Source organism: Pectobacterium brasiliense (genome assembly GCF_016950255.1).
GTDB classification, from domain to species: Bacteria; Pseudomonadota; Gammaproteobacteria; order Enterobacterales; family Enterobacteriaceae; genus Pectobacterium; species Pectobacterium brasiliense.
On record NZ_JACGFN010000001.1, the window covers coordinates 475,722 to 497,836 of the forward strand.

Below are 22,115 nucleotides of genomic sequence, written 5' to 3' on the forward strand. Positions count from 1 at the left end.
TCATAATCAGATAGTTATGCTGCGAATTATCTGATGATTTCGGTTCCAGCGAGACATGACCTGAATTTTAGTGGATATATACCCAAAGATTAGAATAAAACTCGTCAAATCGCGCTATTGTAGTGTGGAATATGTTGTGTGGCTTTCTTTTTCGCATGAAATAAACTTATGTCATCACATAATTTAACTTATCCTAAATGTGAGTTAAGTCATTGTAAATTCTATAACTGAATGCTTTTTGATCGCAAAGGCCGCTTTTTAAATAAGGATATTTGGCGAGGGAAAAGAAGTGGTGAGCCAAAAGCCGCTGAACGCGGCCTTGAGCTTAGGGCCTGTCGGAAGTCTGTAAGGCGAGCTGGTGGATGATGGCGGCGGTTAACCCCCAGACAAACTGCTGCTGATACCAGGAAAGATAAACCCGATGGCGCTGTTGCTTGCGCTCGATATCCAGTGGGTAATAGCGTGTCAATGCGAAGGCTTCGTCCAGCGGCATTTCAAACAGTTCAGCGACTTCGTCTTCATTGGGATGAAAGCGAGTCTGTGGGGCGATCAACCCGACAACCGGTGTGACCTGAAATCCACTGACGCTGTCCAGCGGCGGTAATACGCCCAGCACCTGTACGTTTTCCGGTGGGATAGCCACTTCTTCCTGCGCTTCACGCAGTGCTGTTTCGATGATGGAACGATCTTCTTTATCAGCCGCCCCGCCGGGGAATGCCACTTGCCCAGCATGCTTACGCAGTTCGGCAGAACGTCGGGTCAATAACAGCGTGGGCGTAGGGTGACAAATAATCGGCACCAGAACCGCAGCCTGACGCTGCTGGTGCACAGGCTGCAGCGATGGTGGAAGCTGTAACTGAAAGCGCGTAATAAAGTCGTTCAGCGCAAAAGCCGTTGGCGGCAAGGCGATCTCACTCATTTATTCGGTACCTGAATTGTCTGGGAGCCATCCAACAGGGGAAGAATGCGGCCCACTTTATCAAATGTTTCCTGATATTCAGCCTGTTCCTGACTGTCGGCGACGATGCCACCGCCCGCCCAGCAGTAGATTCTTCCGCGTTCGGTGAGTAACGTCCTGATGGTGATATTAGTATCCATAGTGCCGCACAGGCTGATATAGCCGACGCTGCCGCAGTAGGCATTGCGGCGCTGAGGTTCCAGTTCTTCAATAATCTGCATCGCGCGGATTTTGGGCGCGCCGGTAATCGATCCTCCGGGGAAACAGGCGCGTAGCAGCGTGGTTGCAGGGCAATCTTCCGGTAGCTGTGCTTCAATCGTGCTGACCAGATGGTGCACTGCGGGGAAAGGTTCGACGACGAACAACTCCGGCACGCGGACGCTGCCCGGCACCGCGACGCGACCGATGTCGTTACGCAGCAGATCGACAATCATCAGGTTTTCTGAGCGATCTTTATTCGAATTAGCGAGCTGTACCGCCTGTTGTTTATCGGCTGCCGGGTCTGCGAGGCGCGGCAGAGTGCCTTTAATCGGGCGGGTTTGAATTCGGTGATTTTCCAGCCAGAGAAAACGCTCCGGCGATACGCTGATGACGGTATTTTCTGGCAGACGCATGAAGGCGGAAAAGGGCGCCTTATTGCCTGCTGACAGTCGTAAAAATGCCTGCCATTCATCACCATCGTAAGCCGCAGAAAAGCGCTGCGCCAGATTGACCTGATAACAATCGCCCGCCAGAAGGTAGTCCTGTATTTTGCGGAATTTTTCGCCGTACGTCTCGCGTGACATGTTCGGCTGCCAATTGCTGGTGAGGCTGAAATCGGTTTTCGGGGTATCAATGGGCGGATTGGCTAGCCAGTCGAGCCGAGCCTGAAGGGAATGATGTACGATCAGCGTTAACGTCTGCCGATGGTGATCGGCAACCAGCGCCCAATCATATAGACCCACCGCCATATCAGGCAAATCGATATCTTGCTCGGCTTGTGCGGGCAGTGTTTCAATCTGTCGTCCCAGATCGTAGCCGAACAGGCCAAGTACGCCCCCCTGAAAAGGGAAATCAGGATGTGTTTCTGTGGACAACGCGAGTGAATCAAGCTGCTCTTGCAGTAGAGAAAATGGATCGCCGTCTACGATGTTCGTTACACCGTCACGCATAATTTCCGTTTTGCCTCCGCGCGTGCAAAGTGTGACTCGCGGATCGGCAACCATAATATCGAAGCGATTATGCGGATGATCGGCAAACCCAGAATGCAGCAACATCGCCCACGGCTGTTGGGAAAAGGGCGCAAAGCGATCGAGCAGCACGGTCGGGTAGTAAGGCAACGAGTGATAGAGAGCGGCGGAGCCCGTCGCGTTAGTCGAATCGCTGGTATTGGTTACGTGAGTCGTATTGGCGGCAGTCATGTTTTCGTGTTGTGTCTACAGTGTGGCTATGTTGATAGCGCGTCGATTTTCCTGCCCACAGCGTACCACAAAGCAGAAATGCTGGTGTATGCCGAAGCGGGCATGCGATGATACGTGCGAATTTACCAACCAGGAAATTATCATGATTGCAGGTATGCCCGCGCTGACGCACAAGCAGCAGCAAGAGGCCGTTGAGCGTATTCAGGAACTCATGTCTGAGGGTATGAGCAGCGGCCAGGCGATAGCACAGGTTGCCGCGGAGATCCGTCAGAATCATCAGGGTGACAACGTCGCGGTGATGTTTGACGAAGATGATGACGCATTTAATGAAAGTAATGACAGTGACGAAGAACACCATTTTGACGATGGTGAAGAAGAGGAAGAGCAGTAACCATTCTTCCTCTTCAGATTATCTAAGACGATAGCTTATATCGCTGCAATCGCTTTGATTTCGACTTTGAATTTCGGGTGCATCAGCTTAGCCTGCACGGTGCAGCGTACCGGTGCACTGCCCGCCACGACCCAGGCATCCCACGCGGCGTTCATTGCAGAAAAATCATCCGCATCGACGAGAAAAATCGTCACGTCCAACAGTTTGCTCTTATCCGTTCCCGCCTGTTGCAGGATCGCATCTAACGCGGCCAGCGCGTTTTCCGTTTGCGCCTGTGCGTCATCATCCAGATTCTCCGGCACGCTGGTGTAATAGAGCGTATTGTTGTGGATGACGGCGTCTGACCAGCGGGCTTCAGGATTAATTCGTGTGATCGCCATGAGGTGGGGTTTCTCCATTGTGGTGATAATTAAAAATTGTGGGGATAGTTAAAATAGTGACATCAATCAATACCAGCCGCCAAGCCTAACACAGCAGATTGCGGCACGCTTTCCTGATTTAAGGTGGTAGCGTAGGGTGACTCTTGGCATAATCAGCGCGATATTTTGCCACGACCTGAAACGGTTAGCGGCTTACAGAGACAGCATTCCCTTGAACAAGAGAGCAGGCGTGACGAACGATCGTGTAATTGATGATTTTGCTAATGACGGCGTGCTGGCCAAAGCGATCACCGGCTTCAAACCGCGTGAACCACAGCGGCAGATGGCGCAGGCCGTCATGCGGGCCATCGACGATAAAACAGCGCTGGTGGTGGAAGCGGGAACCGGAACCGGTAAAACCTATGCCTACCTTGCGCCCGCCCTACGTTCAGATAAAAAAGTCATCATTTCAACCGGCTCGAAAGCGCTACAGGATCAGCTCTATAGCCGCGATTTACCGACGATTGCGGAGGCGCTGAAGTACAAAGGCAAACTAGCGCTGTTGAAAGGTCGCTCGAATTACCTCTGTCTGGAACGGCTCGAACAGCAATCGCTGGGGGGCGGTGATTTACCCGGCGAAACGCTGAGCGAACTGGTCCGGCTGCGCGGCTGGTCGTCGGAAACGACGGAAGGCGATGTCACGACCTGTTCAGGCGTCGCGGAAGACAGCGCGATCTGGCCGTTAGTGACCAGCACCAACGATAACTGTCTGGGCAGCGACTGCCCGCACTATAAAGAGTGCTTCGTGGTGAAAGCGCGGCGCAAGGCGATGGATGCCGATATCGTGGTGGTTAACCATCATCTCTATCTGGCCGATATGGTGGTGAAGGAGAGCGGTTTTGCGGAGCTAATCCCAGAAAGCGACGTTGTCATTTTCGATGAAGCCCACCAGATTCCCGATATCGCCAGCCAATATTTTGGCCAACAGCTTTCCAGCCGCCAACTGCTGGATCTGGCGAAAGACATCATCATTGCTTACCGCACCGAAGTGCGCGACGCCTCTCAACTGCAAAAAAGTGCCGATCGCCTGACGCAAAGTACGCAGGATTTTCGGCTGGCACTGGGCGATCCGGGGTTTCGCGGTAATCTGCGTGATGTGCTCGAACAGCCGTCGCTTCAGCGTGCGTTGGTGCTGCTGGATGATGCGCTGGAGCTGTGTTACGACGTCGCGAAACTGTCGCTCGGGCGTTCAGCGTTGCTGGATGCCGCTTTTGAGCGCGCCACGCTCTATCGCAACCGCCTGAAACGGTTGAAAGACGTGCAGTTACCGGGCTACAGCTACTGGTATGAATGTAATTCACGTCATTTCGTGTTGGCGCTGACGCCGTTGTCCGTCTCCGATCGCTTTCGTGAACTGATAAAAGAGAAGCCTGCGGCCTGGGTGTTTACCTCCGCGACCCTGTCTGTTAACGATCAACTTTTCCACTTCACCGATAGGCTGGGGCTGGATAACGCGAATACGCTCCTGTTGCCCAGCCCATTTGATTATGCCAATCAGGCGCTGCTCTGCGTCCCTCGTCATTTACCGGAAACCAATCGTCCCGGTGCGGCGAAAAGGCTGGCGGCAATGCTGCGGCCGTTGATTGAGGCGAATCAGGGGCGTTGCTTTATGCTGTGTACCTCGCATCAGATGATGCGCGATCTGGCGGCTGAATTCCGCGCCACGTTGACGCTACCAGTGCTGTTACAGGGTGAAACTGGCAAGGCGCAATTGCTGTCGCAGTTTGTGTCGGCAGGTAATGCCTTGCTGGTGGCGACCAGCAGCTTCTGGGAAGGTGTGGATGTGCGTGGCGATACGCTCTCCTGCGTCATTATCGATAAACTGCCGTTTACCTCACCGGACGATCCACTGCTGAAGGCGCGTATTGAAGACTGCCGCCTGCGCGGTGGTGAGCCTTTCGACGATGTGCAGGTTCCTGATGCGGTGATTACCTTGAAGCAAGGCGTGGGCCGCCTCATCCGTGACGTTGAGGATCGCGGTGTGATTGTGATTTGCGATAATCGACTGGTGATGCGTCCGTATGGTGCCGTATTCCTTAACAGCCTGCCGCCGACGCCGCGAACTCGCGATATTGGGCAGGCGATTAATTTCCTGACGCGTAACACATAATTCCCACCTGGTGATTGCCGCATGGGTCTGACCGATGGCGGGAAGGGCTGCGGCACGACAGGGGCTTATGCTATGATACGGGCCATTAAGATTTATTTATCCTGCCTGAGGTTGGCATGTCTACGCGAATTCTAGCGCTTGATACCGCAACGGAAGCCTGTTCCGTCGCACTCTGGAATGAAGGTGAAATTCATTCTCTGTTCGAAATTTGTCCCCGTGAACACACACAACGTATTCTGCCGATGGTTCAGCAGGTGTTGGCCGATAGCGGCCTGACACTCAAGGATCTTGATGCGCTGGCCTTTGGTCAGGGGCCGGGAAGTTTTACTGGCGTGCGAATTGGCATTGGTATTGCCCAAGGGCTAGCGTTAGGAGCGGATTTACCGCTGCTTGGCATCTCATCACTGGCGACCATGGCACAGGGTGTTTTCCGCCAGACGCAGGCTACGCGAGTGCTGGCGGCCATTGATGCGCGGATGGGAGAAGTCTACTGGGGTTGCTATCAGCGTGATGCTGACGGCGGCTGGCAGGGTGAATCTGAGGAAGCCGTATTGAAACCTGAACAGGTGCAGGCGTTAACTGCCGATCTGTCAGGCGAATGGGCTACGGTAGGAACCGGGTGGGAAACCTATCCTGAACTGGTCAGCCATGCTTCTCTGGTGTTAGCAAAGGGTGACGTGCTGCTGCCGCAGGCGCAGGACATGTTGCCGCTGGCCTGTCAGCTATGGCAGGCAGGCAAAGCGGTCAGCGTCGAGAATGCACAGCCACGCTACCTGCGCAATGAAGTGACCTGGAAAAAGCTGCCCGGCCGCGAATAACAGAATGCACATTCGGCGTGAAGTATGCCCGTCATAAACAGCAACTTATTCGATGCTGAGCAGTCTAACTATCAGATATCTGAAGAGGGGTTGTGCCATGCGTGTACAGATAAAAAGTATGCAAATGAAAAGTCTGTATCTGAATCAGAAAAAAGCACGCCTCGGTATAGTGGCGGCTACAGCGCTGCTGCTGTCAGGCTGTGTCACGGTGCCGGATGCGATTAAAGGCACGTCGCCAACGCCGCAGGACGATTTGGTGCGTGTGATGAATGCGCCGCAGATTTATGTCGGTCAGGAATCACGCTTTGGCGGACGGGTGGTCAGCATCCGCAATGAAGCGAATAAAACGCGGTTAGAAATTGCTAGCATGCCGCTGGATAGCGGCGCTAAACCGCTGTTGGATATGCCGTCAGAAGGGCGCTTTATTGCCTATGTGAATCGCTTTCTGGAACCTGTCGATTTTAAAGATCAACTGGTCACCGTTGTCGGGCCGATTGTCGGCACCGAACAGGGCGCTATCGGGGATAAACCCTATCGCTACGTCGTGATCGACGCACAAGGCTACAAACGCTGGAATGTCGTGCAGCGCCTGATGGTGCCACCCGGCGGCTATGGCCCGTGGGGATGGCGTGCGGGTTACGGTTATGGCTGGGGCCCTGGATGGGGATTTGACGGTGGGTGGTCTGGGCCGGCGCGAATTGAGAATGTCGTGACAGAATAAGAATCGACTCAGCAGGACTATTGAGATCAGGCGACGCAGGTTGCCTGATTTTTTTTGAATAAAGAATAAATTAGTGATCGATCTCGCAACCTTAACATTGTTTGTTAGCTAACTGGTAGGCTGAGTTAAAATAATGTTAATAACAATAAGCCTCTGAGGGCGACGACGATGCCACTAAAAAAATATCTCGGGAGTGACGTCTTGGAAAAAATTTGGTTATCACGCTATCCGGCGGATGTGCCGGCGGAAATCGATCCGGATCGCTATTCGTCGTTGATTGAAATGTTCGAAAGTAGCGTGAAGCGTTATGCCGACAGACCTGCATTCGTCAACATGGGTGAAGTGATGACGTTTCGTAAGCTGGAAGAGCGGAGTCGGGCGTTTGCGGCCTATTTGCAAAACCAGCTTAAATTGCAAAAGGGCGATCGTGTCGCGTTGATGATGCCCAACCTGCTGCAATATCCCGTTGCACTGTTTGGCGTGTTGCGCGCGGGTCTGGTGGTCGTTAACGTTAACCCATTGTATACACCGCGTGAACTGGAACATCAGCTAAAAGACAGCGGTGCCAGCACGATTGTTATTGTGTCTAACTTTGCGCATACGCTGGAAAAAGTCGTTCATAACACGGCGGTGAGGCACGTAATCCTGACCCGTATGGGAGATCAGCTCTCCACGGCGAAAGGAACGCTGGTCAACTTCGTGGTGAAGTACATTAAGCGGCTAGTGCCTAAATACCATCTGCCGGATGCGATATCGTTCCGTCGTGTTTTGCAGGAAGGACGGCGTCAGCAGTATATTCGTCCTGATATCATCAATACCGATCTGGCATTTCTGCAATATACCGGCGGCACCACGGGTGTAGCTAAAGGTGCCATGCTCACGCACCGCAATATGCTGGCGAATCTCGAGCAGTGTAAAGGGGCATACGGCGCGATTCTGCAAGAAGGGAACGAGTTGGTGATCACGGCGTTACCGCTCTATCATATTTTCGCGCTCACGGTGAACGGCCTTTTGTTCCTTGAATTGGGTGGTAAGAATCTGCTCATCACTAACCCTCGCGATATCCCGGCGGTCGTGAAAGAAATGAAGCAATACCCGTTCACGGCTATCACCGGCGTCAATACGTTATTTAATGCGCTGCTCAACAACAAAGAATTCCACGAGCTGGATTTCTCAACGCTGCGTTTAGCGGTGGGCGGTGGAGCATCGGTGCAGCAAGCGGTGGCCGAGCGTTGGGAAAAACTAACGGGTAAACATTTGCTTGAGGGATATGGGCTAACGGAAAGTTCACCTCTGGTGGCCGTAAATCCCTACGATCTCAAACATTACAGCGGCAGTATTGGGTTACCGGTGTCATCAACGGACGTCAAAATCATTGACGATGACGGTAACGACGCCGGGCCGGGAGAATCCGGTGAGCTATGGGTGCGCGGGCCGCAGGTGATGTTAGGGTACTGGCAGCAGCCTGCTGCGACGGATGAGGTATTAAAAGACGGTTGGCTGGCAACGGGTGACATTGTCACGTCTGATGATGAAGGATTCCTGCGGGTCATCGACCGTAAGAAAGATATGATTCTGGTTTCCGGCTTTAACGTCTATCCGACGGAAATTGAAGATGTGATCAGCCGTCATCCCAAAGTATCCGAATCGGCGGTGGTCGGTGTGGACAGTGAGGTCTCCGGCGAGGCAGTCAAAGCCTTTGTCGTCAGACGCGATCAGTCGTTAACGAAAGAGGAACTCACTACCCACTGTCGCCGTAATCTTACCGGCTACAAAGTGCCGAAAGAGATCGAATTCTGCGACGATTTGCCAAAATCTAACGTGGGGAAAATCCTGCGCCGCGAATTACGTGGCGATAAGAAGGCGAAGAAAGACGCTGCCGCCTGACGATTTTCCACGAAAACGACTGCCAGAGAGAGGCAGGACGCGATATGATGTTTTCACGCCGGTTTATCCGGCGTTCTTTTTTTATGGCGAGCTTGTACTCGTCACCCTATGGGCCGTCGCTTGCGACGTTAAAAATGTCCGCCGGGAATTTTTTACGGCGATACGGATTTGACCCAGAACCGTAAAGTAAAAACAACCAAGAGAATGACGTTTTGAATTATCAGTTGATCACTTCCGACATCGGGTTACAACAGGTTTGCACTCAGGCGCGACGCTTTCCGCAGGTGGCATTGGACACGGAGTTCGTCAGAACCCGCACGTATTACCCGCAATTAGGGTTGATTCAATTGTATGACGGCGAACAGCTTTCACTTATCGATCCGTTAACGATTACTGACTGGGCACCCTTTCAGGCGTTACTGCGTGACGAACAGGTCACTAAATTCCTGCATGCGGGCAGCGAAGATCTGGAAGTGTTTCTCAATGCGTTTGGCACGCTGCCGGTGCCGTTCATCGATACACAGATTCTGGCCGCATTTTTAGGCAAGCCGCTTTCTTATGGATTTGCTGCGCTGGTGGCCGACTACATGGGCGTGACGCTGGATAAAAGCGAGTCGAGAACGGACTGGCTTGCTCGTCCGCTGAGCGAAAAACAGTGCGATTACGCCGCTGCCGATGTGTTCTATCTGCTGCCGATGGCCATTCAACTGGTGGCGGATACGGAAGCTGCAGGGTGGATGAACGCGGCGCTGGATGAGTGTCTCCTGCTGTGTCAGCGTAAACAGGATATTTTGGCACCGGCGCTGGCCTATCGCGAATTTGGCAACGCTTGGCAGCTGCGTGGCCGACATCTGGCTTGCCTTCAGCGTCTGGCTGAGTGGCGCTTGCGTAAAGCGCGTGAGCGAGACAGCGCGGTGAATTTTGTCGTACGTGAAGAGAACCTGTTGCAGGTGGCGCGTTGTTTGCCGACGTCGCTGGGAGAACTGAGCTCGCTGGGGCTGAGCGGCCCGGAAATTCGCTACCACGGCAAAACGCTGCTGGACTGTGTTGCACAGACGGACGGCCTTGCTGACGCGGATTGTCCACCGCCGGTGATTAATTTGATCGACTATCCCGGCTATAAAAAAGCGTTTAAAGATATCAAAGCGCTGGTGCAGCGAGTGAGCGAACAGAGTGGATTATCCGCCGAGCTATTGGCTTCACGTCGCCAAATTAATCGTCTGCTGAACTGGCACTGGAAATTAAGCGGACAAGATGCGGGAATGCCGGAAATGTTGTCTGGCTGGCGCGGCCAGTTATATGGCAATGAACTGCGTGAAATTGTGCAGGGTTATTAATCACCGATAAACACGTCTTATCAATACGCCTTATTTGCTGTGATGATGCAATCATGAAAAAAAGCAGCAAATAGGGTGATAAGAATACGGTGAAAAACAAAAGTAAGAAATAAAAGACTGGCTAAATATACAGTCTAATGTGAATCATTCAGGTATTATGCAGGTGGAACGGAGATCCAGAAATACCGATGATTGACTGACGTCAGTCATTTGAATGTATGCTGAATAGATATCCCCTGCGTAAAAGCAGGGGATACTAAAGCAGAAAAATCATTTAGGCGTTTCTTCCGCTTCCGGTAATGTAACGTTCAACTCAAGCACGGAAATATCATCTCCTTTTTGCTCAAGCTGAACCGTCACCATCTCAGGATCAATCTGTACATATCTACAGATAACCTCAAGAATGTCTCGCTTTAATTGCGGCAGATAATGGGGCTCGCTATCTCCCCGGCGTCGCTCCGCGACAATAATTTGCAGCCGTTCCTTGGCAATATTGGCTGTCGTTTTTTTGCGGGACAGAAAGAAGTCCAGTAAAGCCATAATTTATCCCCCAAAAAGTCGTTTAAGGAAACCCTTCTTCTCTTCTTCAACAAAACGGAAAGGACGCTCTTCGCCAAGCAGACGTTCAACGGTATCCGCGTAGGCTTTACCTGCATCGGCTTCCGCATCCAGAATGACGGGTTCGCCCTGGTTAGAGGCGCGGAGTACGGATTGGTCTTCTGGGATCACGCCAACCAGCGGAATTCGCAGAATTTCAAGAACGTCTTCCATGCTCAGCATGTCGCCACGGCTTACCCGGCCTGGGTTGTAGCGCGTCAACAGCAAATGCTCTTTGATAGGATCTTCAGAACGCTCCGCACGACGTGATTTCGAAGACAGAATGCCCAGAATACGGTCGGAGTCACGAACGGAAGAAACTTCCGGGTTGGTGGTGATAATCGCTTCGTCAGCGAAATAGAGCGCCATCAACGCACCCGTTTCAATCCCGGCGGGTGAATCACACACGATAAAATCAAATTCCATGTTGCCCAGATCGTTGAGCACTTTCTCTACGCCTTCATGCGTTAACGCATCTTTATCACGCGTTTGTGACGCTGGCAGAATGTAGAGATTATCCGTTCTCTTATCTTTGATCAGCGCCTGATTCAGCGTGGCATCACCCTGAATAACGTTGACGAAGTCGTACACCACGCGACGCTCACATCCCATGATCAGGTCGAGGTTACGCAGACCAATGTCAAAATCGATGACAACCGTCTTTTTTCCTTTTTGGGCTAAACCGGTAGCAATGGCCGCGCTTGATGTGGTCTTGCCAACGCCCCCTTTACCCGATGTAACAACAATGATGCGTGCCATAAATGTTTCCTTGGGAGATTCTAGTCTAGAGGTTTTATCGTTAAAACATTGTCCAGCTGGTTCAGATTGATCCGTGCTGGCTGCCCAAAATACGGTTCAGGAATCTGATCGCTCAGCCAGTAGCGGCCAGCAATCGAGACCAGTTCTGCGGCCAGATGCGTACAGAATATCTGGCTCTGAACATCGCCAGAAACGCCTGCAAGGGCTCGGCCGCGCATCATGCCGTAAATATGAATATTGCCATCGGCAATCACCTCAGCACCCGCGCTAACGCTGCTTGTGACGATTAAGTCACAGTTCCGGGCGTAAATCTGTTGGCCAGAGCGAACGGGGGTGTTGATGACTTTCGTTTTCACCGCAGCAGGAACGGCGGCGACGGGCTCAACTACCCGGCGTTGTGCTTTCCCCTCGCTCAGAAGGGGAAGCCCCGCCTGCGCAATGGTTTTCTTTAGTGCGTCGTCGGTACATCCGCTGACGCCAACAACATGCAGGCCGGTTGACGAAATGGCCTGCTGTAATTTTATCCAGTCGGTTTCCGCTGTTAATGCAGCAACATTAATGACAACGGGGGCATTTTTCAGGAAAGCAGGCGCTTGCTCTATTTTTTCCTGTAGTGCCTGGTAAATTACCTCGGGTTGGGAATCATGCAAATGAACAACCGATAAGGTAAAGCTGCTGCCTTTTAGCTCTATTGGCGTTTGTGACATCTATCCTGACTCAGTTTCAGCATCTTTTAATCCCTAGAGTAACATTTAAGGCATGATATTCCAGAGCGTTGTAAGCATGTTATAGTCACAATTATATACAGGCAAGATGGCATTCCCATCAAATAGAGTAAAAAAAATGTTTTGTGTGATCTATCGAAGTGCTAAACGCGATCAGACCTATCTTTATGTTGAAAAAAAAGACGATTTCTCACGCGTGCCGGAAGAATTAATGAGAAGTTTCGGCACGCCGCAGTTAGCCATGGTTTTACCGCTGGATGGGCGTAAAAAACTGGCGAATGCCGATATAGAAAAAGTGAAACTTGCGCTACAGGAACAGGGCTTTTATCTGCAAGTTCCTCCGCCGGTCGAGAGCTTATTAAACACGCCGGTATAAGTGTAAAAAAATAATACCAAGGCGTACTTTCAGATAAAGCCGCAAACATAATTTAGCGTGGAATATCTCAGCCGTTTGCAGGATATTCCGTGCGATAAATATTCATCTTTTGAGTTTTACCTCGCCACAATTTAATTGTTTCCCTTTTTGATGGGATAGCGCTTCGTTCTCCCTCATAGGATCCCCAGCCTTGCTCACCTGAAATCTGTTGGGGTAACCCCCGCTGCGATGATATAACGATGGTTTTGCACCATCGTGTTCTTATATAGCTGTTTTCCTTTTGGTCGTGTTCTGTGCCACGAAAGCAGCGATAATCCAACAGACAGGGCAGGAGAATACCCATGTATCAACACAGAGACTGGCAGGGCGCGCTGCTTGATTTCCCAGTAAACAAAGTCGTTTGCGTCGGGAGCAACTACTCAGAACACATCAAAGAAATGGGCAGTGCGACCCCGAGCGAGCCCGTTTTATTCATCAAGCCTGAAACCGCACTGTGTGACTTACGCCAGCCCGTTGCCATCCCTAAAAATCTGGGTTCGGTTCACCACGAAGTCGAACTGGCTGTGCTGATCGGTACGCCGTTAAAGCAGGCGAATGAAGAACGCGTCGCCCGGGCGATTGCGGGTTACGGTGTGGCGCTGGATCTGACGCTGCGTGATTTGCAGTCCGACTTTAAAAAGGCGGGTCAGCCGTGGGAAAAAGCCAAAGCGTTTGACGGTTCCTGCCCGATCTCCGGTTTTATTCCGGTTGCCGAGTTTGGCGATCCGCAGCAAACCGATCTGGGTGTAAAAGTGAATGATGAAGTGCGCCAGCAGGGCAACACGCGTGATATGATTACGCCGATTCTGCCGCTGATTGCTTACATGAGCCGTTTCTTTACGCTGCGCGCGGGCGATATTATTTTAACGGGTACGCCAAAAGGGGTCGGTCCGATCCTGTCTGGCGATATGCTGACGATTACGGTCAATGACCGGACGTTAAGCACGCGTATTATTTAACGCTCCCCTGGCTGCCCGTATTGAAGACGGGCAGCACATTTCCCTGCCGCGCCCGCCAGAATCACGCATCTTTATTTACAACGCTATCGATTTAACAACTAAGGTAACTGGAAGAGACATGACTGAACGCCCTTTTTGGCAGCAAAAAACGTTGTCTGAGATGTCTGACGATGAATGGGAGTCGCTGTGCGATGGCTGCGGTCAGTGCTGTTTGCATAAACTGATTGATGAGGATACAGAGGAAATCTACTTTACCAACGTCGCCTGTAATCAACTGAATATTAAAAGCTGTCAGTGCCGTAACTATGAGAAACGCTTCGAATACGAGCCGGACTGCATCAAGCTAACACGCGAAAATCTGCTGACGTTTAACTGGCTACCCGCGACCTGTGCTTATCGCCTGATTCATGAGCGTGAAGATTTACCACAGTGGCATCCGCTGGTCTGTGGTACTAAAACGGCGATGCACCGCGAGCGTATCTCCGTGCGTCATATCGCTGTACGTGAGAGTGAAGTGGTGGACTGGCAGGACCATATTTTAAACAAACCAGAATGGGCTCGGTAGTGATGGTTTGGTGTGGTTAGTTGCTCGGTTGAAACTGTTTACTAGTGAAAATAAGAAGCCCCTCAGCTGAATTACTCAGAAGAGGGGCTTTTTATCGGGGGGAGAGTCAGTGTTCATTAGTCATCCCATTTGGGGCTTAGGTACGCCGCCAGGAAACTGAGAAAAAGAATGCCGCCCAATACGGCGATGAAGATATTGATATTGCCTAACATGGTTGTTTCTCCTGAATAAATCAATTGCGATAGAAATACCTCATGGGGTGAAAAGTCATCGTTGACCTGTGGTAGGTACTATAGTCTTGGGGGGTATGTTAATGAAGAAAAAACGCGCAGAAAGAGGTTGGTGGTTTATATATCGTTGAGGTGAAACACCGCACTTCACTGCCGGAACTGGAACGCTCATCTGCTTTTTGCCCGCCACTTCACATTTCTCTTTTTCATTGTGCGAATCATGCTGTCATCTCCGGCACAAATCGTGACGTGTTGTATAATTTTAAAGCAGTTAAACCAGAAGGAGGGAGAGCATGTGATTAACTTTGAGAAAATCATTCTTGAGTACAGCGAGCAATACACCGACTTTGCTGCCTCCACCATCGCTTTTATGGAAAGTCAGGAAAAAAAGATCGACGCAGATGAAATATCACGAAGAATCCCGCAGGAAAAAAGACCTTTTTTTAACGAAAGATTAGGTCACTATCGCGATATCTACCGACCACAGCAGTGAGGGGTAGTACAAGCCTGTGAAGCGTAGAAACAGTTACCAGAAGCCCGACAGATTGTCGGGCTTTTCGGCCTATCCCCGTCATACTTCAAGTTGCATGTGCGTTGGCTACGTTACTCGATGCACTGGCGTGCACCTCGCCCCGTTGGGGCCGCTGCAAGCAGCGTTCAAATCTGCCAAGGCAGATTTGTCAGTCACCCGAATCACTTACTTGAGTAAGCTCATCGGGATTCCTTCGCTTGCCGCCTTCCTGAAACTCGAATTATTTAGGGTATATATAATTAACGGCTGAAGAGGTCGCGACGCTTGGGGCGGAAAGGCTGAGCGATCAAGACCAGCACGGCAATCAACAGATAAGCTACGAAGATGCCAAGCAGCCATTGTGGCATTTCCATGGAAAGGAATTCCCACTGACGTACTGAGCAATCACCTGTCGCATTGAAAATGGCCGGAAGCCATTTGTCCAAAGGCAACCATGACGGGAAGCTGACAAAGAAATCACAGGTGGTAAACGGCGACGGATTTAACAAAATATCCGTGTGTTTCCATGCCAGTCGGACCCCTTCGTAAGAACTGTATATCCATAGCGCGATGGCTGGGTAACGCAACGCCGTTGATGGCGCGATGGCACCTACAATACCTGCCGCGAACACGCCCCACAGCGCACAGCGCTGATAAATACACAGCACGCACGGTTTTAATAACATCACATGCTGAAAATAGAGCGCGGTCAATTCCAACGCTAAAGCAGTAAACGCCAGCAGCAGCCACGCACTACGCCCGCGTGAGCAACGATTAAGAAATCGCAACATAAAAATATTCCATGCTAAACATGATTAAAGCAGCAGTGTAAACCGTTCTGGCTTCACTGCCATCATTTCACTGTGCAAAACGTAACGATATGTTTATTTAATGCTTTTCTGTCATTCTGCGGCAGCGAAAATCGTATTGATAACATCATCAAGGCCGAAATTGTCGCTGCCGCGATTACTATACACGATCGTGATTATGAGTGACTGCCCGGTATGGTCAAATCTGGCAAAGAAATCCAGTGATTATTCATCAGAAAGTCAGTAAACGGCACTAGCGTAAACTCAACACAAAGCAACCCGACGAGAGTCATCACAATGGTGTAAGGCAGTGCCATGATCACCATACGCCCGTAAGATAAACGGATAAGCGGAGCCAGCGCTGAGGTCAGCAAGAACAGAAACGCGGCTTGCCCATTCGGTGTGGCGACAGAAGGCAGGTTGGTACCGGTATTGATCGCGACAGCGAGCAGCTCGAACTGAGAGAGCGAGATGTGACCGTTCTCAAAGGCGTTGCGCGCTTCGTTAATATAAACCGAGCCAACGAAGACATTATCCGATATCGAGGAGAGCAGGCCATTGAACAGATAAAATTGCGTCAGCTGCGCGCTCTCAGAAGATTGCAGGACGTAGTGGATAATCGGTGAAAACAGCTGCTGGTCGATAATAACCGCAACGATCGCAAAGAAGACGGTCAGCAGCGCGGTAAACGGCATGGCATCCTGAAACGCTTTACCAATGGCATGTTCTTCGGTCACGCCACAGAACGTCGTCGCCATAATAATCACGGAAAGGCCAATCAACCCGACCTCAGCCAGATGAAACGCCAGCGCGACGATGAGCCAGACGCCAATCACCGCCTGCACGAGTAAACGCGCTTTATCCTGCGGCGTGCGCTTTTCTGTCATATCCCGATCGTAATCCTCAAGCACGCGGCGCACGTTGTCTGGCAGGTTTACGCCGTAGCCGAAGAGTTTAAAACGCTCAACCAGCACGCAGGTCAGGATACCGCAAATAAACACCGGGACGGTTACCGGTGACATGCGCAGGAAGAAACTGACGAAATCCCAGCCTGCGCTTTTCGCGATAATCAGGTTCTGAGGTTCACCCACCATCGTCATCACGCCACCGAGAGCCGTACCGACGCCAGCGTGCATGAGCAGGCTGCGCAGGAATGCCCGGAATTGCTCCAGCGTACGATGATGCTCCTCGCTGCTTAGCGCGCTGTCATCGCTGATATCGGCCTCGCTTTCACCCTGTTGGGAAGCGAAGCGGTGATAAATACCATAAAACCCGATAGCGACGCTGATGATGACGGCAATCACGGTCAGCGCATCAAGGAACGCTGAAAGAAAGGCCGCGGCGATACAGAAAGCAAGTGAAAGCAGCGTCTTGGAATGAATGCGCAGCAGCAGTTTGGTAAATACAAAGAGCAGCAGTTGCTTCATGAAGTAGATGCCAGTCACCATAAATACCAGCAGCATGAGGACTTCAATATTCCCCGTGACTTCATGCCACACCTGCTGCGGGCTGGTCATACCGATGAGGATGGCCTGTAGTGCCAACAGGCCGCCAGGCTGTAACGGGTAACATTTCAGCGCCATACCTAGCGTAAAAATAAACTCCACGACGAGTAACCAACCGGCCCAAAACGGGCTGACAAAATAGAACAGCAGCGGATTAATCAGCAAGAAGCAAAAAATAGTCAGTTTGTACCAGTCTGGCGCGTATCCCAGAAAATTTTTTAACAGCGCGCGGTGAAGGGGCATGCCGATCATAATGGGAGGGGAATCCTTATTCGTTAGAATAGTTTGATGGTTTTTATCATATCGTAAAAACTTTACAAACGGGCAGAAGTCTACCGTTCTACGCCGCGAGAGGGCGGTTTGCAGTCACAATTTTTCATTGAAATGGTTCGGTGCCCGAGTGCGGCGCTATATCATGATTCTTTCGTCTGGTATTATGATTTGGCTTTTTTCGGCAATCACCGCTACGGATTATCAAACACATGGTTATAAAGGCGCAAAGTCCGGCTGGATTCGCGGAAGAATACATTATCGAAAGTATATGGAATAACCGCTTTCCTCCTGGCTCTATTTTGCCCGCGGAAAGAGAGCTTTCCGAACTGATTGGCGTGACCCGTACTACCCTGCGTGAAGTCCTTCAGCGCCTGGCCCGCGATGGCTGGCTGACGATACAGCACGGGAAACCCACCAAAATTAACAACTTTTGGGAAACCTCCGGGCTCAATATTCTGGAAACGCTGGCGCGACTCGATCACGATAGCGTGCCGCAACTGATCGATAACCTGCTGGCCGTGCGCACCAACATCGCCGCTATTTTTATTCGGACGGCGCTACGCCATAACCCGGAAAAAGTGCGTGATGTATTAACTCAGGCAAGCGCGGTAGACGATAGCGCAGAAGCCTTTGCGCAGCTTGACTACAACGTGTTCCGTGGTTTGGCTTTTGCCTCTGGCAATCCGATTTATGGTCTGATCCTGAACGGCCTGAAAGGGCTGTATATTCGCGTAGGGCGTTACTATTTTTCCAATCCGGAAGCCCGCAAACTGGCGGTGAATTTTTACGGTCGGTTGGAAACGTTGCGCAGCGAAGAGCTTTACGATCAGGTGATGGATGTCGTCAGGCATTACGGTAAAGAAAGTGGGGCGATCTGGCACAGTATGCAGAGCGCGATTCCACGGGACATCGCGGAAGTACGCCGCTAAGACTCGTACCGCAGCGTCATTGCGAAATATGAAAAGGGGATTCAGGTTGCTGCCTGAATCCCCTTTTTTCTTGCGTTGTATCGCTGACTTGTGAACCGAGTTTCGTTATGTGGCTGCCGTCCCGTTACGCGGCGGACAGCGTTCAATCAGCTCAATGCTGCCATCCGTATTCGCCTGCTCCAGATAGACGTCAAATCCCCACAGGCGGTGGACGTGCTTTAACACTTCCTGACTACTTTTATCCAGCGGTGCGCGATTATGCGGAACATAGCGTAGCGTCAGCGCCCGATTACCGCGTAAATCCACGTTCCAGACCTGAATGTTCGGTTCCAGATGGCTCAGGTTGTACTGTGCGGAGAGTTCCTGCCGGATCAAACGATAGCCTTCTTCGTCGTGAATCGCGGCAATTTCCAGATAATTATTGCGATCGTCGTCCAGAACCGTAAACAGCCGGAAGTCGCGCATCAATTTAGGCGACAGGAATTGGCTGATGAAACTCTCATCCTTGAAGTTCTGCATCGCAAAATGCAGCGTATCGAGCCAGTCTTTACCCGCGATATCGGGGAACCAGTAGCGATCTTCGTCGGTCGGTGACTGACAAATACGCTTGATGTCCTGAAACATCGCGAAGCCCAGCGCATACGGATTAATCCCGTTGTAATAAGGACTATTGTACGGCGGCTGATAGATCACGTTGGTATGGCTGTGCAGGAACTCCAGCATGAAGCGCTCGGTGACCCGGCCTTCATCGTAGAGATGATTCAGAATGGTGTAGTGCCAGAACGTCGCCCAGCCTTCATTCATCACCTGAGTCTGCTTCTGCGGATAAAAATACTGGCTGACTTTTCGTACGATACGCAGAACTTCACGTTGCCAGGGCTCCAGCAGCGGCGCGTTTTTCTCCATAAAATAGAGCAGATTTTCCTGCGGTTCTTGCGGAAAACGTCGGGCTTGCTCTGGTGCGGCACCTTGTTCACGACGCGGTAAGGTTTTCCAGAGATCGTTAACCTGGCTTTGCAGGTAGGCTTCACGGCTTTTCTGGCGTGACTTTTCCTCTTCGAGCGAAATCTTCTGCGGGCGCTTATAGCGGTCAACGCCGTAATTCATGAGCGCATGGCAGGAATCTAACAGGCGCTCCACTTCATCCACGCCATAACGCTCTTCGCATTGCGCGATATACTGTCGGGCAAACAGCAGGTAATCGACGATGGAACTGGCGTCGGTCCAACTGCGGAATAGGTAATTGCCTTTGAAGAACGAGTTGTGTCCGTAGCAGGCATGTGCCATCACCAGCGCCTGCATCGGCAGCGTGTTCTCTTCCATCAAATACGCGATACAGGGATCGGAGTTAATGACGATTTCGTAGGCCAGCCCCTGCTGCCCGTGCTTGTAGCGCTGTTCGGTTTCGATAAATTTCTTCCCGAACGACCAGTGGGCATAGTTGATCGGCATGCCTATACTGGAGTAGGCGTCCATCATTTGTTCTGAAGTGATGACTTCAATCTGATGAGGGTAGGTTGCCAAGCGATACAGCTTCGCCACCCGATCAATCTCATCAAGGTAAACCTGCAATAACTCAAACGTCCAGTCCGGTCCATCACTCAGGCGAAGTGTTTTTTTTACCTGATTATCCGTCGATATAGCCATCAGCGCGCCCCCTAACATAGCAACTCTGTACGTGAGATCTCGTTTACTGCCTTCCCGCTGGCTCCTGTCAAAAAATCATCGTTGTTCATTTAGTTATAGCTGAGCTTTGGAAACGCGGCAATTGACGAATTGAGTGTGTTTGAGGGAGAAAGGTCGCTGAGGGGGTAAAAAAGAAACCGGCCTTACGCTGTCGATTGATAGGGAAATGCGCTCCCCGCAGAGAGCGCGAAATGCCACCTGAACTAGCGGTGTTGATACCGTTTTAACAGCGCTTGAATATCGTTGAGGCGGGAAACGGCAATGGTAGACAGCTTCTCTTTAGAAACGTCTCGATCGAGCGAGATGCAATCCTTCCACAGAGAGCGTCCGGCAATCACGCCAGAGGCTCCATTTTTCAACGCGCTCTCTACCTGAGGGAGAAACGTCGCGTGATCGACACCGGCAGACAGGACGGCCCAGGGAATGTCACCGCAGAGTGCCGTCACGCGAGCACAGGCTTCATCAGATCCCGGGTAAGGGATTTTTAAGACCTTTGCGCCTTGGTCGATACAGGCCTGACAGCCTGCGGGAATGAGTTCGGGCAGGAGGCGGGTATAGGCTTCGCGAGATTCATTTTCCAGAGGATAGGTCAGAAATTCAACGACAAGCAGTAAATCTTCCTGCGCAAAATCCTGAATCACGGTACGGAGTGTGGCAAGGTTCTGGGTATTGGCGTCTGGTCTATCCGGGCGAAGGTAGATCATGATTTTTCCACCAGTGGCACCCCACTCACGCACTTTACGTGCCGTGACGCCTTCAACCATCGTGGAGATACGGTAGCCTTCTGGCGTTGTTTCCCACCCTGACGCGTCAAGCCCGATTAGCAGTCCCGTATCACGGGGCAGAATGTCTTCGTCTATCAGGCCTGGTATAGCGCAGATCGGATCAACCAGCACACAACCTGCCTCCGCCGCCAGATAGCGAGTGATGTCATATTTTGTTTTGCCTAATGTTTCATTGGTAATTGCGGCCTGTGCTTCTGATGTCGGTGCTAATAATGTTCGCATACCGCCACGTTGATCGCAGGCAATAACCATCATAGCGCCTGTCGCGTTACAAATTAATTGATATCCTCGGTGTTCAGCTGTTGTCATGGTGTTCATAATAATTACCCTCATAAAAAGTAATATAAATAAGCGATTAATCCAGGTGTGTTTTGATCCATTGAATTAATTCCTGATGATTAATTTCCTTATCCTGATCAACCGTGTAACACTTTCCAATACACATCGGTTTCGCCTGATGTGCGAGTGAAATTAATTCCGGGAGATACTCGTTGCCGGGATGGCCTTTTATTCTTTCATTAACTCTGGCTTGATATCGTGCCGCTACCCGATCGGATGAGATGGCATTCCATATTTCAAGCGTATGGTGGATGCCACATGAAGCCAGGTAGTCCTGTAATACGGATCTCTCGCGAAATCCAAACCAGGCGTCGAGAATCAGAATGCTATTTTCAGGTGTCTGTCTAACAATATTAAACATGGCCTGATAGGCGGCATATCCCAGTTTTCTGTTTAACGTTCTATCAATGGCATCGCAGAGCTGCATCATGAACGGCTCTTTTATTTCATCAAGGCTTAACCGTGGGAAATTCAATTCATCCGCAATAATACGTGCTACCGTGCTTTTCCCTGATGCGGGAATACCATTTACTAAAATAAGCTTTTTCATAACACCCCGACAATATCATCTGCCGTAGTGGCATTTCGAATACGAGAGAGCATGTCGTCCTTTTCCAATAGATTGATGATTGAGGCGATGCCTTCTGTAATATGCGCATCGCTGTTAATGCCGCCGAACATAATTAAAATATCCACCGGTTCACTGCCCTGAATAGAGAGCGGTGTCTGGAGCGTCAGTAAACTAAAACAATTCTCCTGAACTCCACACTCAGGGCGCGCATGGGGAATAGCGATGCCTTCATCAAAAACATAATAAGGCCCGTACTCCTTCGTGCTTTCTATTACCGCGATGGGATAGTGCTTTGTGATACATCCTGCGCGAATTAACGGTTGCGCGGCGCAATAAATAGCCTCTTCCCATGTCTCACATATTACGCCGAGTTGAATGCAATCATGCTGCAAAAGGAAATTTTTTATGCTCATAAA

General features: G+C 51.0%; 24 protein-coding genes. 11 read left to right on the forward strand and 13 right to left on the reverse strand.

From position 1 onward, the window contains the following. Window positions 1–325: 325 nt before the first annotated feature. Together H4F65_RS02165 and pabB are read right to left on the reverse strand one after the other, a co-directional pair. Window positions 326–919 carry a CoA pyrophosphatase gene (locus H4F65_RS02165; RefSeq protein ID WP_010275529.1) on the reverse strand — a complete coding sequence of 198 codons (594 nt, stop codon included), beginning with the start codon at window positions 917–919 and terminating at the stop codon, window positions 326–328. Continuing rightward, complete coding sequence (gene pabB, locus H4F65_RS02170) at window positions 916–2,358, reverse strand: aminodeoxychorismate synthase component 1 (RefSeq protein ID WP_010275525.1); 1,443 nt, start codon at window positions 2,356–2,358, stop codon at window positions 916–918. Before pabB ends, H4F65_RS02165 begins: the two co-directional genes overlap by 4 nt. Before the next feature lie 142 nt (window positions 2,359–2,500). Between pabB and H4F65_RS02175 the strand changes: the two genes are divergently transcribed. After that, on the forward strand, window positions 2,501–2,749 hold the full coding sequence (locus tag H4F65_RS02175) for a YoaH family protein (protein ID WP_039319703.1): 249 nt from the start codon (window positions 2,501–2,503) through the stop codon (window positions 2,747–2,749). 35 nt (window positions 2,750–2,784) lie between these two features. Here H4F65_RS02175 and H4F65_RS02180 read toward each other — a convergent pair whose 3' ends face one another. After that, complete coding sequence (locus H4F65_RS02180; RefSeq protein WP_010275518.1) at window positions 2,785–3,129, reverse strand: RidA family protein; 345 nt, start codon at window positions 3,127–3,129, stop codon at window positions 2,785–2,787. 229 nt (window positions 3,130–3,358) lie between these two features. On the opposite strand from H4F65_RS02180, the gene yoaA reads away from it, so the two are divergent. The 5 genes from yoaA (at window position 3,359) to rnd (ending at window position 10,041) form a co-directional block, all read left to right on the forward strand. Further along, a complete protein-coding gene (gene yoaA / locus H4F65_RS02185) occupies window positions 3,359–5,278 on the forward strand; it encodes a DNA repair helicase YoaA (RefSeq protein WP_010275514.1) in 1,920 nt (639 codons plus the stop codon). A gap of 116 nt (window positions 5,279–5,394) precedes the next feature. Next, window positions 5,395–6,096 carry a tRNA (adenosine(37)-N6)-threonylcarbamoyltransferase complex dimerization subunit type 1 TsaB gene (gene tsaB, locus H4F65_RS02190; RefSeq protein WP_010275509.1) on the forward strand — a complete coding sequence of 234 codons (702 nt, stop codon included), beginning with the start codon at window positions 5,395–5,397 and terminating at the stop codon, window positions 6,094–6,096. Between the two features lie 97 nt (window positions 6,097–6,193). Next, complete coding sequence (locus tag H4F65_RS02195; protein WP_010275504.1) at window positions 6,194–6,817, forward strand: Slp family lipoprotein; 624 nt, start codon at window positions 6,194–6,196, stop codon at window positions 6,815–6,817. A 201-nt stretch (window positions 6,818–7,018) separates the two neighbouring features. Then, a complete protein-coding gene (gene fadD, locus H4F65_RS02200) occupies window positions 7,019–8,704 on the forward strand; it encodes a long-chain-fatty-acid--CoA ligase FadD (protein WP_010275500.1) in 1,686 nt (561 codons plus the stop codon). 212 nt (window positions 8,705–8,916) lie between these two features. Further along, a complete protein-coding gene (gene rnd, locus H4F65_RS02205) occupies window positions 8,917–10,041 on the forward strand; it encodes a ribonuclease D (protein ID WP_010275496.1) in 1,125 nt (374 codons plus the stop codon). 270 nt (window positions 10,042–10,311) lie between these two features. On the opposite strand, the gene minE is transcribed toward rnd, so the two are convergent. The 3 genes from minE to minC are packed head-to-tail and all read right to left on the reverse strand — an operon-like array spanning window position 10,312 to window position 12,104. Next, complete coding sequence (minE, locus tag H4F65_RS02210; protein ID WP_005968801.1) at window positions 10,312–10,581, reverse strand: cell division topological specificity factor MinE; 270 nt, start codon at window positions 10,579–10,581, stop codon at window positions 10,312–10,314. A gap of 3 nt (window positions 10,582–10,584) precedes the next feature. After that, a complete protein-coding gene (gene minD, locus H4F65_RS02215) occupies window positions 10,585–11,397 on the reverse strand; it encodes a septum site-determining protein MinD (protein ID WP_010275490.1) in 813 nt (270 codons plus the stop codon). Window positions 11,398–11,417: 20 nt separating this feature from the next. Beyond that, entirely contained in the window at window positions 11,418–12,104 is a 687-nt protein-coding gene (minC, locus tag H4F65_RS02220; protein WP_010275486.1) for a septum site-determining protein MinC, read from the reverse strand. Between the two features lie 136 nt (window positions 12,105–12,240). Between minC and H4F65_RS02225 the strand changes: the two genes are divergently transcribed. The 3 genes from H4F65_RS02225 to H4F65_RS02235 all read left to right on the forward strand — a co-directional run bounded on the left by H4F65_RS02225 (window position 12,241) and on the right by H4F65_RS02235 (window position 14,061). Continuing rightward, complete coding sequence (locus tag H4F65_RS02225) at window positions 12,241–12,498, forward strand: YcgL domain-containing protein (protein ID WP_010275482.1); 258 nt, start codon at window positions 12,241–12,243, stop codon at window positions 12,496–12,498. A gap of 341 nt (window positions 12,499–12,839) precedes the next feature. Continuing rightward, window positions 12,840–13,496 carry a fumarylacetoacetate hydrolase family protein gene (locus H4F65_RS02230; protein ID WP_010275479.1) on the forward strand — a complete coding sequence of 219 codons (657 nt, stop codon included), beginning with the start codon at window positions 12,840–12,842 and terminating at the stop codon, window positions 13,494–13,496. 118 nt (window positions 13,497–13,614) lie between these two features. Further along, on the forward strand, window positions 13,615–14,061 hold the full coding sequence (locus H4F65_RS02235; protein WP_010275477.1) for a YcgN family cysteine cluster protein: 447 nt from the start codon (window positions 13,615–13,617) through the stop codon (window positions 14,059–14,061). 116 nt (window positions 14,062–14,177) lie between these two features. Here the strand turns inward: H4F65_RS02235 and mgtS are convergent, their stop codons facing one another. Then, window positions 14,178–14,273, reverse strand: coding sequence for a protein MgtS (gene mgtS / locus H4F65_RS02240; protein WP_005968788.1), 96 nt, complete (start codon window positions 14,271–14,273; stop codon window positions 14,178–14,180). Between the two features lie 313 nt (window positions 14,274–14,586). On the opposite strand from mgtS, the gene H4F65_RS02245 reads away from it, so the two are divergent. Then, a complete protein-coding gene (locus H4F65_RS02245; protein WP_010275471.1) occupies window positions 14,587–14,784 on the forward strand; it encodes a DNA polymerase III subunit theta in 198 nt (65 codons plus the stop codon). Window positions 14,785–15,062: 278 nt separating this feature from the next. Here the strand turns inward: H4F65_RS02245 and dsbB are convergent, their stop codons facing one another. Continuing rightward, entirely contained in the window at window positions 15,063–15,593 is a 531-nt protein-coding gene (dsbB, locus tag H4F65_RS02250) for a disulfide bond formation protein DsbB (protein WP_010275458.1), read from the reverse strand. Between the two features lie 194 nt (window positions 15,594–15,787). Continuing rightward, a complete protein-coding gene (gene nhaB, locus H4F65_RS02255; protein WP_010275455.1) occupies window positions 15,788–17,368 on the reverse strand; it encodes a sodium/proton antiporter NhaB in 1,581 nt (526 codons plus the stop codon). 230 nt (window positions 17,369–17,598) lie between these two features. On the opposite strand from nhaB, the gene fadR reads away from it, so the two are divergent. After that, window positions 17,599–18,318, forward strand: a complete 720-nt coding sequence (fadR, locus tag H4F65_RS02260) for a fatty acid metabolism transcriptional regulator FadR (protein ID WP_010275449.1) — start codon at window positions 17,599–17,601, stop codon at window positions 18,316–18,318. Window positions 18,319–18,423: 105 nt separating this feature from the next. Here fadR and H4F65_RS02265 read toward each other — a convergent pair whose 3' ends face one another. The 4 genes from H4F65_RS02265 to H4F65_RS02280 form a co-directional block, all read right to left on the reverse strand. Next, on the reverse strand, window positions 18,424–19,965 hold the full coding sequence (locus H4F65_RS02265) for a SpoVR family protein (RefSeq protein ID WP_039319701.1): 1,542 nt from the start codon (window positions 19,963–19,965) through the stop codon (window positions 18,424–18,426). Between the two features lie 242 nt (window positions 19,966–20,207). Then, window positions 20,208–21,107, reverse strand: coding sequence for a tagatose-bisphosphate aldolase (locus H4F65_RS02270; RefSeq protein ID WP_039315163.1), 900 nt, complete (start codon window positions 21,105–21,107; stop codon window positions 20,208–20,210). Window positions 21,108–21,144: 37 nt separating this feature from the next. Then, window positions 21,145–21,678: a P-loop nucleotide/nucleoside kinase family protein gene (locus H4F65_RS02275; RefSeq protein WP_010275436.1), complete on the reverse strand. Its 534-nt coding sequence runs from the start codon at window positions 21,676–21,678 to the stop codon at window positions 21,145–21,147. Next, window positions 21,675–22,112, reverse strand: coding sequence for a PTS sugar transporter subunit IIA (locus H4F65_RS02280; protein WP_010275432.1), 438 nt, complete (start codon window positions 22,110–22,112; stop codon window positions 21,675–21,677). The genes H4F65_RS02275 and H4F65_RS02280 overlap by 4 nt, the downstream gene beginning before the upstream one ends. Window positions 22,113–22,115: the final 3 nt, after the last annotated feature.

Bases quoted from the DNA above. Each gene is read 5' to 3' on its own strand.
- H4F65_RS02165 (WP_010275529.1), bottom strand. From the start codon at position 919: ATGAGTGAGATCGCCTTGCCGCCAACGGCTTTTGCGCTGAACGACTTT.
- pabB (WP_010275525.1), bottom strand. From the start codon at position 2,358: ATGACTGCCGCCAATACGACTCACGTAACCAATACCAGCGATTCGACT.
- H4F65_RS02175 (WP_039319703.1), top strand. From the start codon at position 2,501: ATGATTGCAGGTATGCCCGCGCTGACGCACAAGCAGCAGCAAGAGGCC.
- H4F65_RS02180 (WP_010275518.1), bottom strand. From the start codon at position 3,129: ATGGCGATCACACGAATTAATCCTGAAGCCCGCTGGTCAGACGCCGTC.
- tsaB (WP_010275509.1), top strand. From the start codon at position 5,395: ATGTCTACGCGAATTCTAGCGCTTGATACCGCAACGGAAGCCTGTTCC.
- H4F65_RS02195 (WP_010275504.1), top strand. From the start codon at position 6,194: ATGCGTGTACAGATAAAAAGTATGCAAATGAAAAGTCTGTATCTGAAT.
- minE (WP_005968801.1), bottom strand. From the start codon at position 10,581: ATGGCTTTACTGGACTTCTTTCTGTCCCGCAAAAAAACGACAGCCAAT.
- minD (WP_010275490.1), bottom strand. From the start codon at position 11,397: ATGGCACGCATCATTGTTGTTACATCGGGTAAAGGGGGCGTTGGCAAG.
- minC (WP_010275486.1), bottom strand. From the start codon at position 12,104: ATGTCACAAACGCCAATAGAGCTAAAAGGCAGCAGCTTTACCTTATCG.
- H4F65_RS02225 (WP_010275482.1), top strand. From the start codon at position 12,241: ATGTTTTGTGTGATCTATCGAAGTGCTAAACGCGATCAGACCTATCTT.
- H4F65_RS02230 (WP_010275479.1), top strand. From the start codon at position 12,840: ATGTATCAACACAGAGACTGGCAGGGCGCGCTGCTTGATTTCCCAGTA.
- H4F65_RS02235 (WP_010275477.1), top strand. From the start codon at position 13,615: ATGACTGAACGCCCTTTTTGGCAGCAAAAAACGTTGTCTGAGATGTCT.
- mgtS (WP_005968788.1), bottom strand. From the start codon at position 14,273: ATGTTAGGCAATATCAATATCTTCATCGCCGTATTGGGCGGCATTCTT.
- dsbB (WP_010275458.1), bottom strand. From the start codon at position 15,593: ATGTTGCGATTTCTTAATCGTTGCTCACGCGGGCGTAGTGCGTGGCTG.
- nhaB (WP_010275455.1), bottom strand. From the start codon at position 17,368: ATGATCGGCATGCCCCTTCACCGCGCGCTGTTAAAAAATTTTCTGGGA.
- fadR (WP_010275449.1), top strand. From the start codon at position 17,599: ATGGTTATAAAGGCGCAAAGTCCGGCTGGATTCGCGGAAGAATACATT.
- H4F65_RS02265 (WP_039319701.1), bottom strand. From the start codon at position 19,965: ATGGCTATATCGACGGATAATCAGGTAAAAAAAACACTTCGCCTGAGT.
- H4F65_RS02270 (WP_039315163.1), bottom strand. From the start codon at position 21,107: ATGAACACCATGACAACAGCTGAACACCGAGGATATCAATTAATTTGT.
- H4F65_RS02275 (WP_010275436.1), bottom strand. From the start codon at position 21,678: ATGAAAAAGCTTATTTTAGTAAATGGTATTCCCGCATCAGGGAAAAGC.
- H4F65_RS02280 (WP_010275432.1), bottom strand. From the start codon at position 22,112: ATGAGCATAAAAAATTTCCTTTTGCAGCATGATTGCATTCAACTCGGC.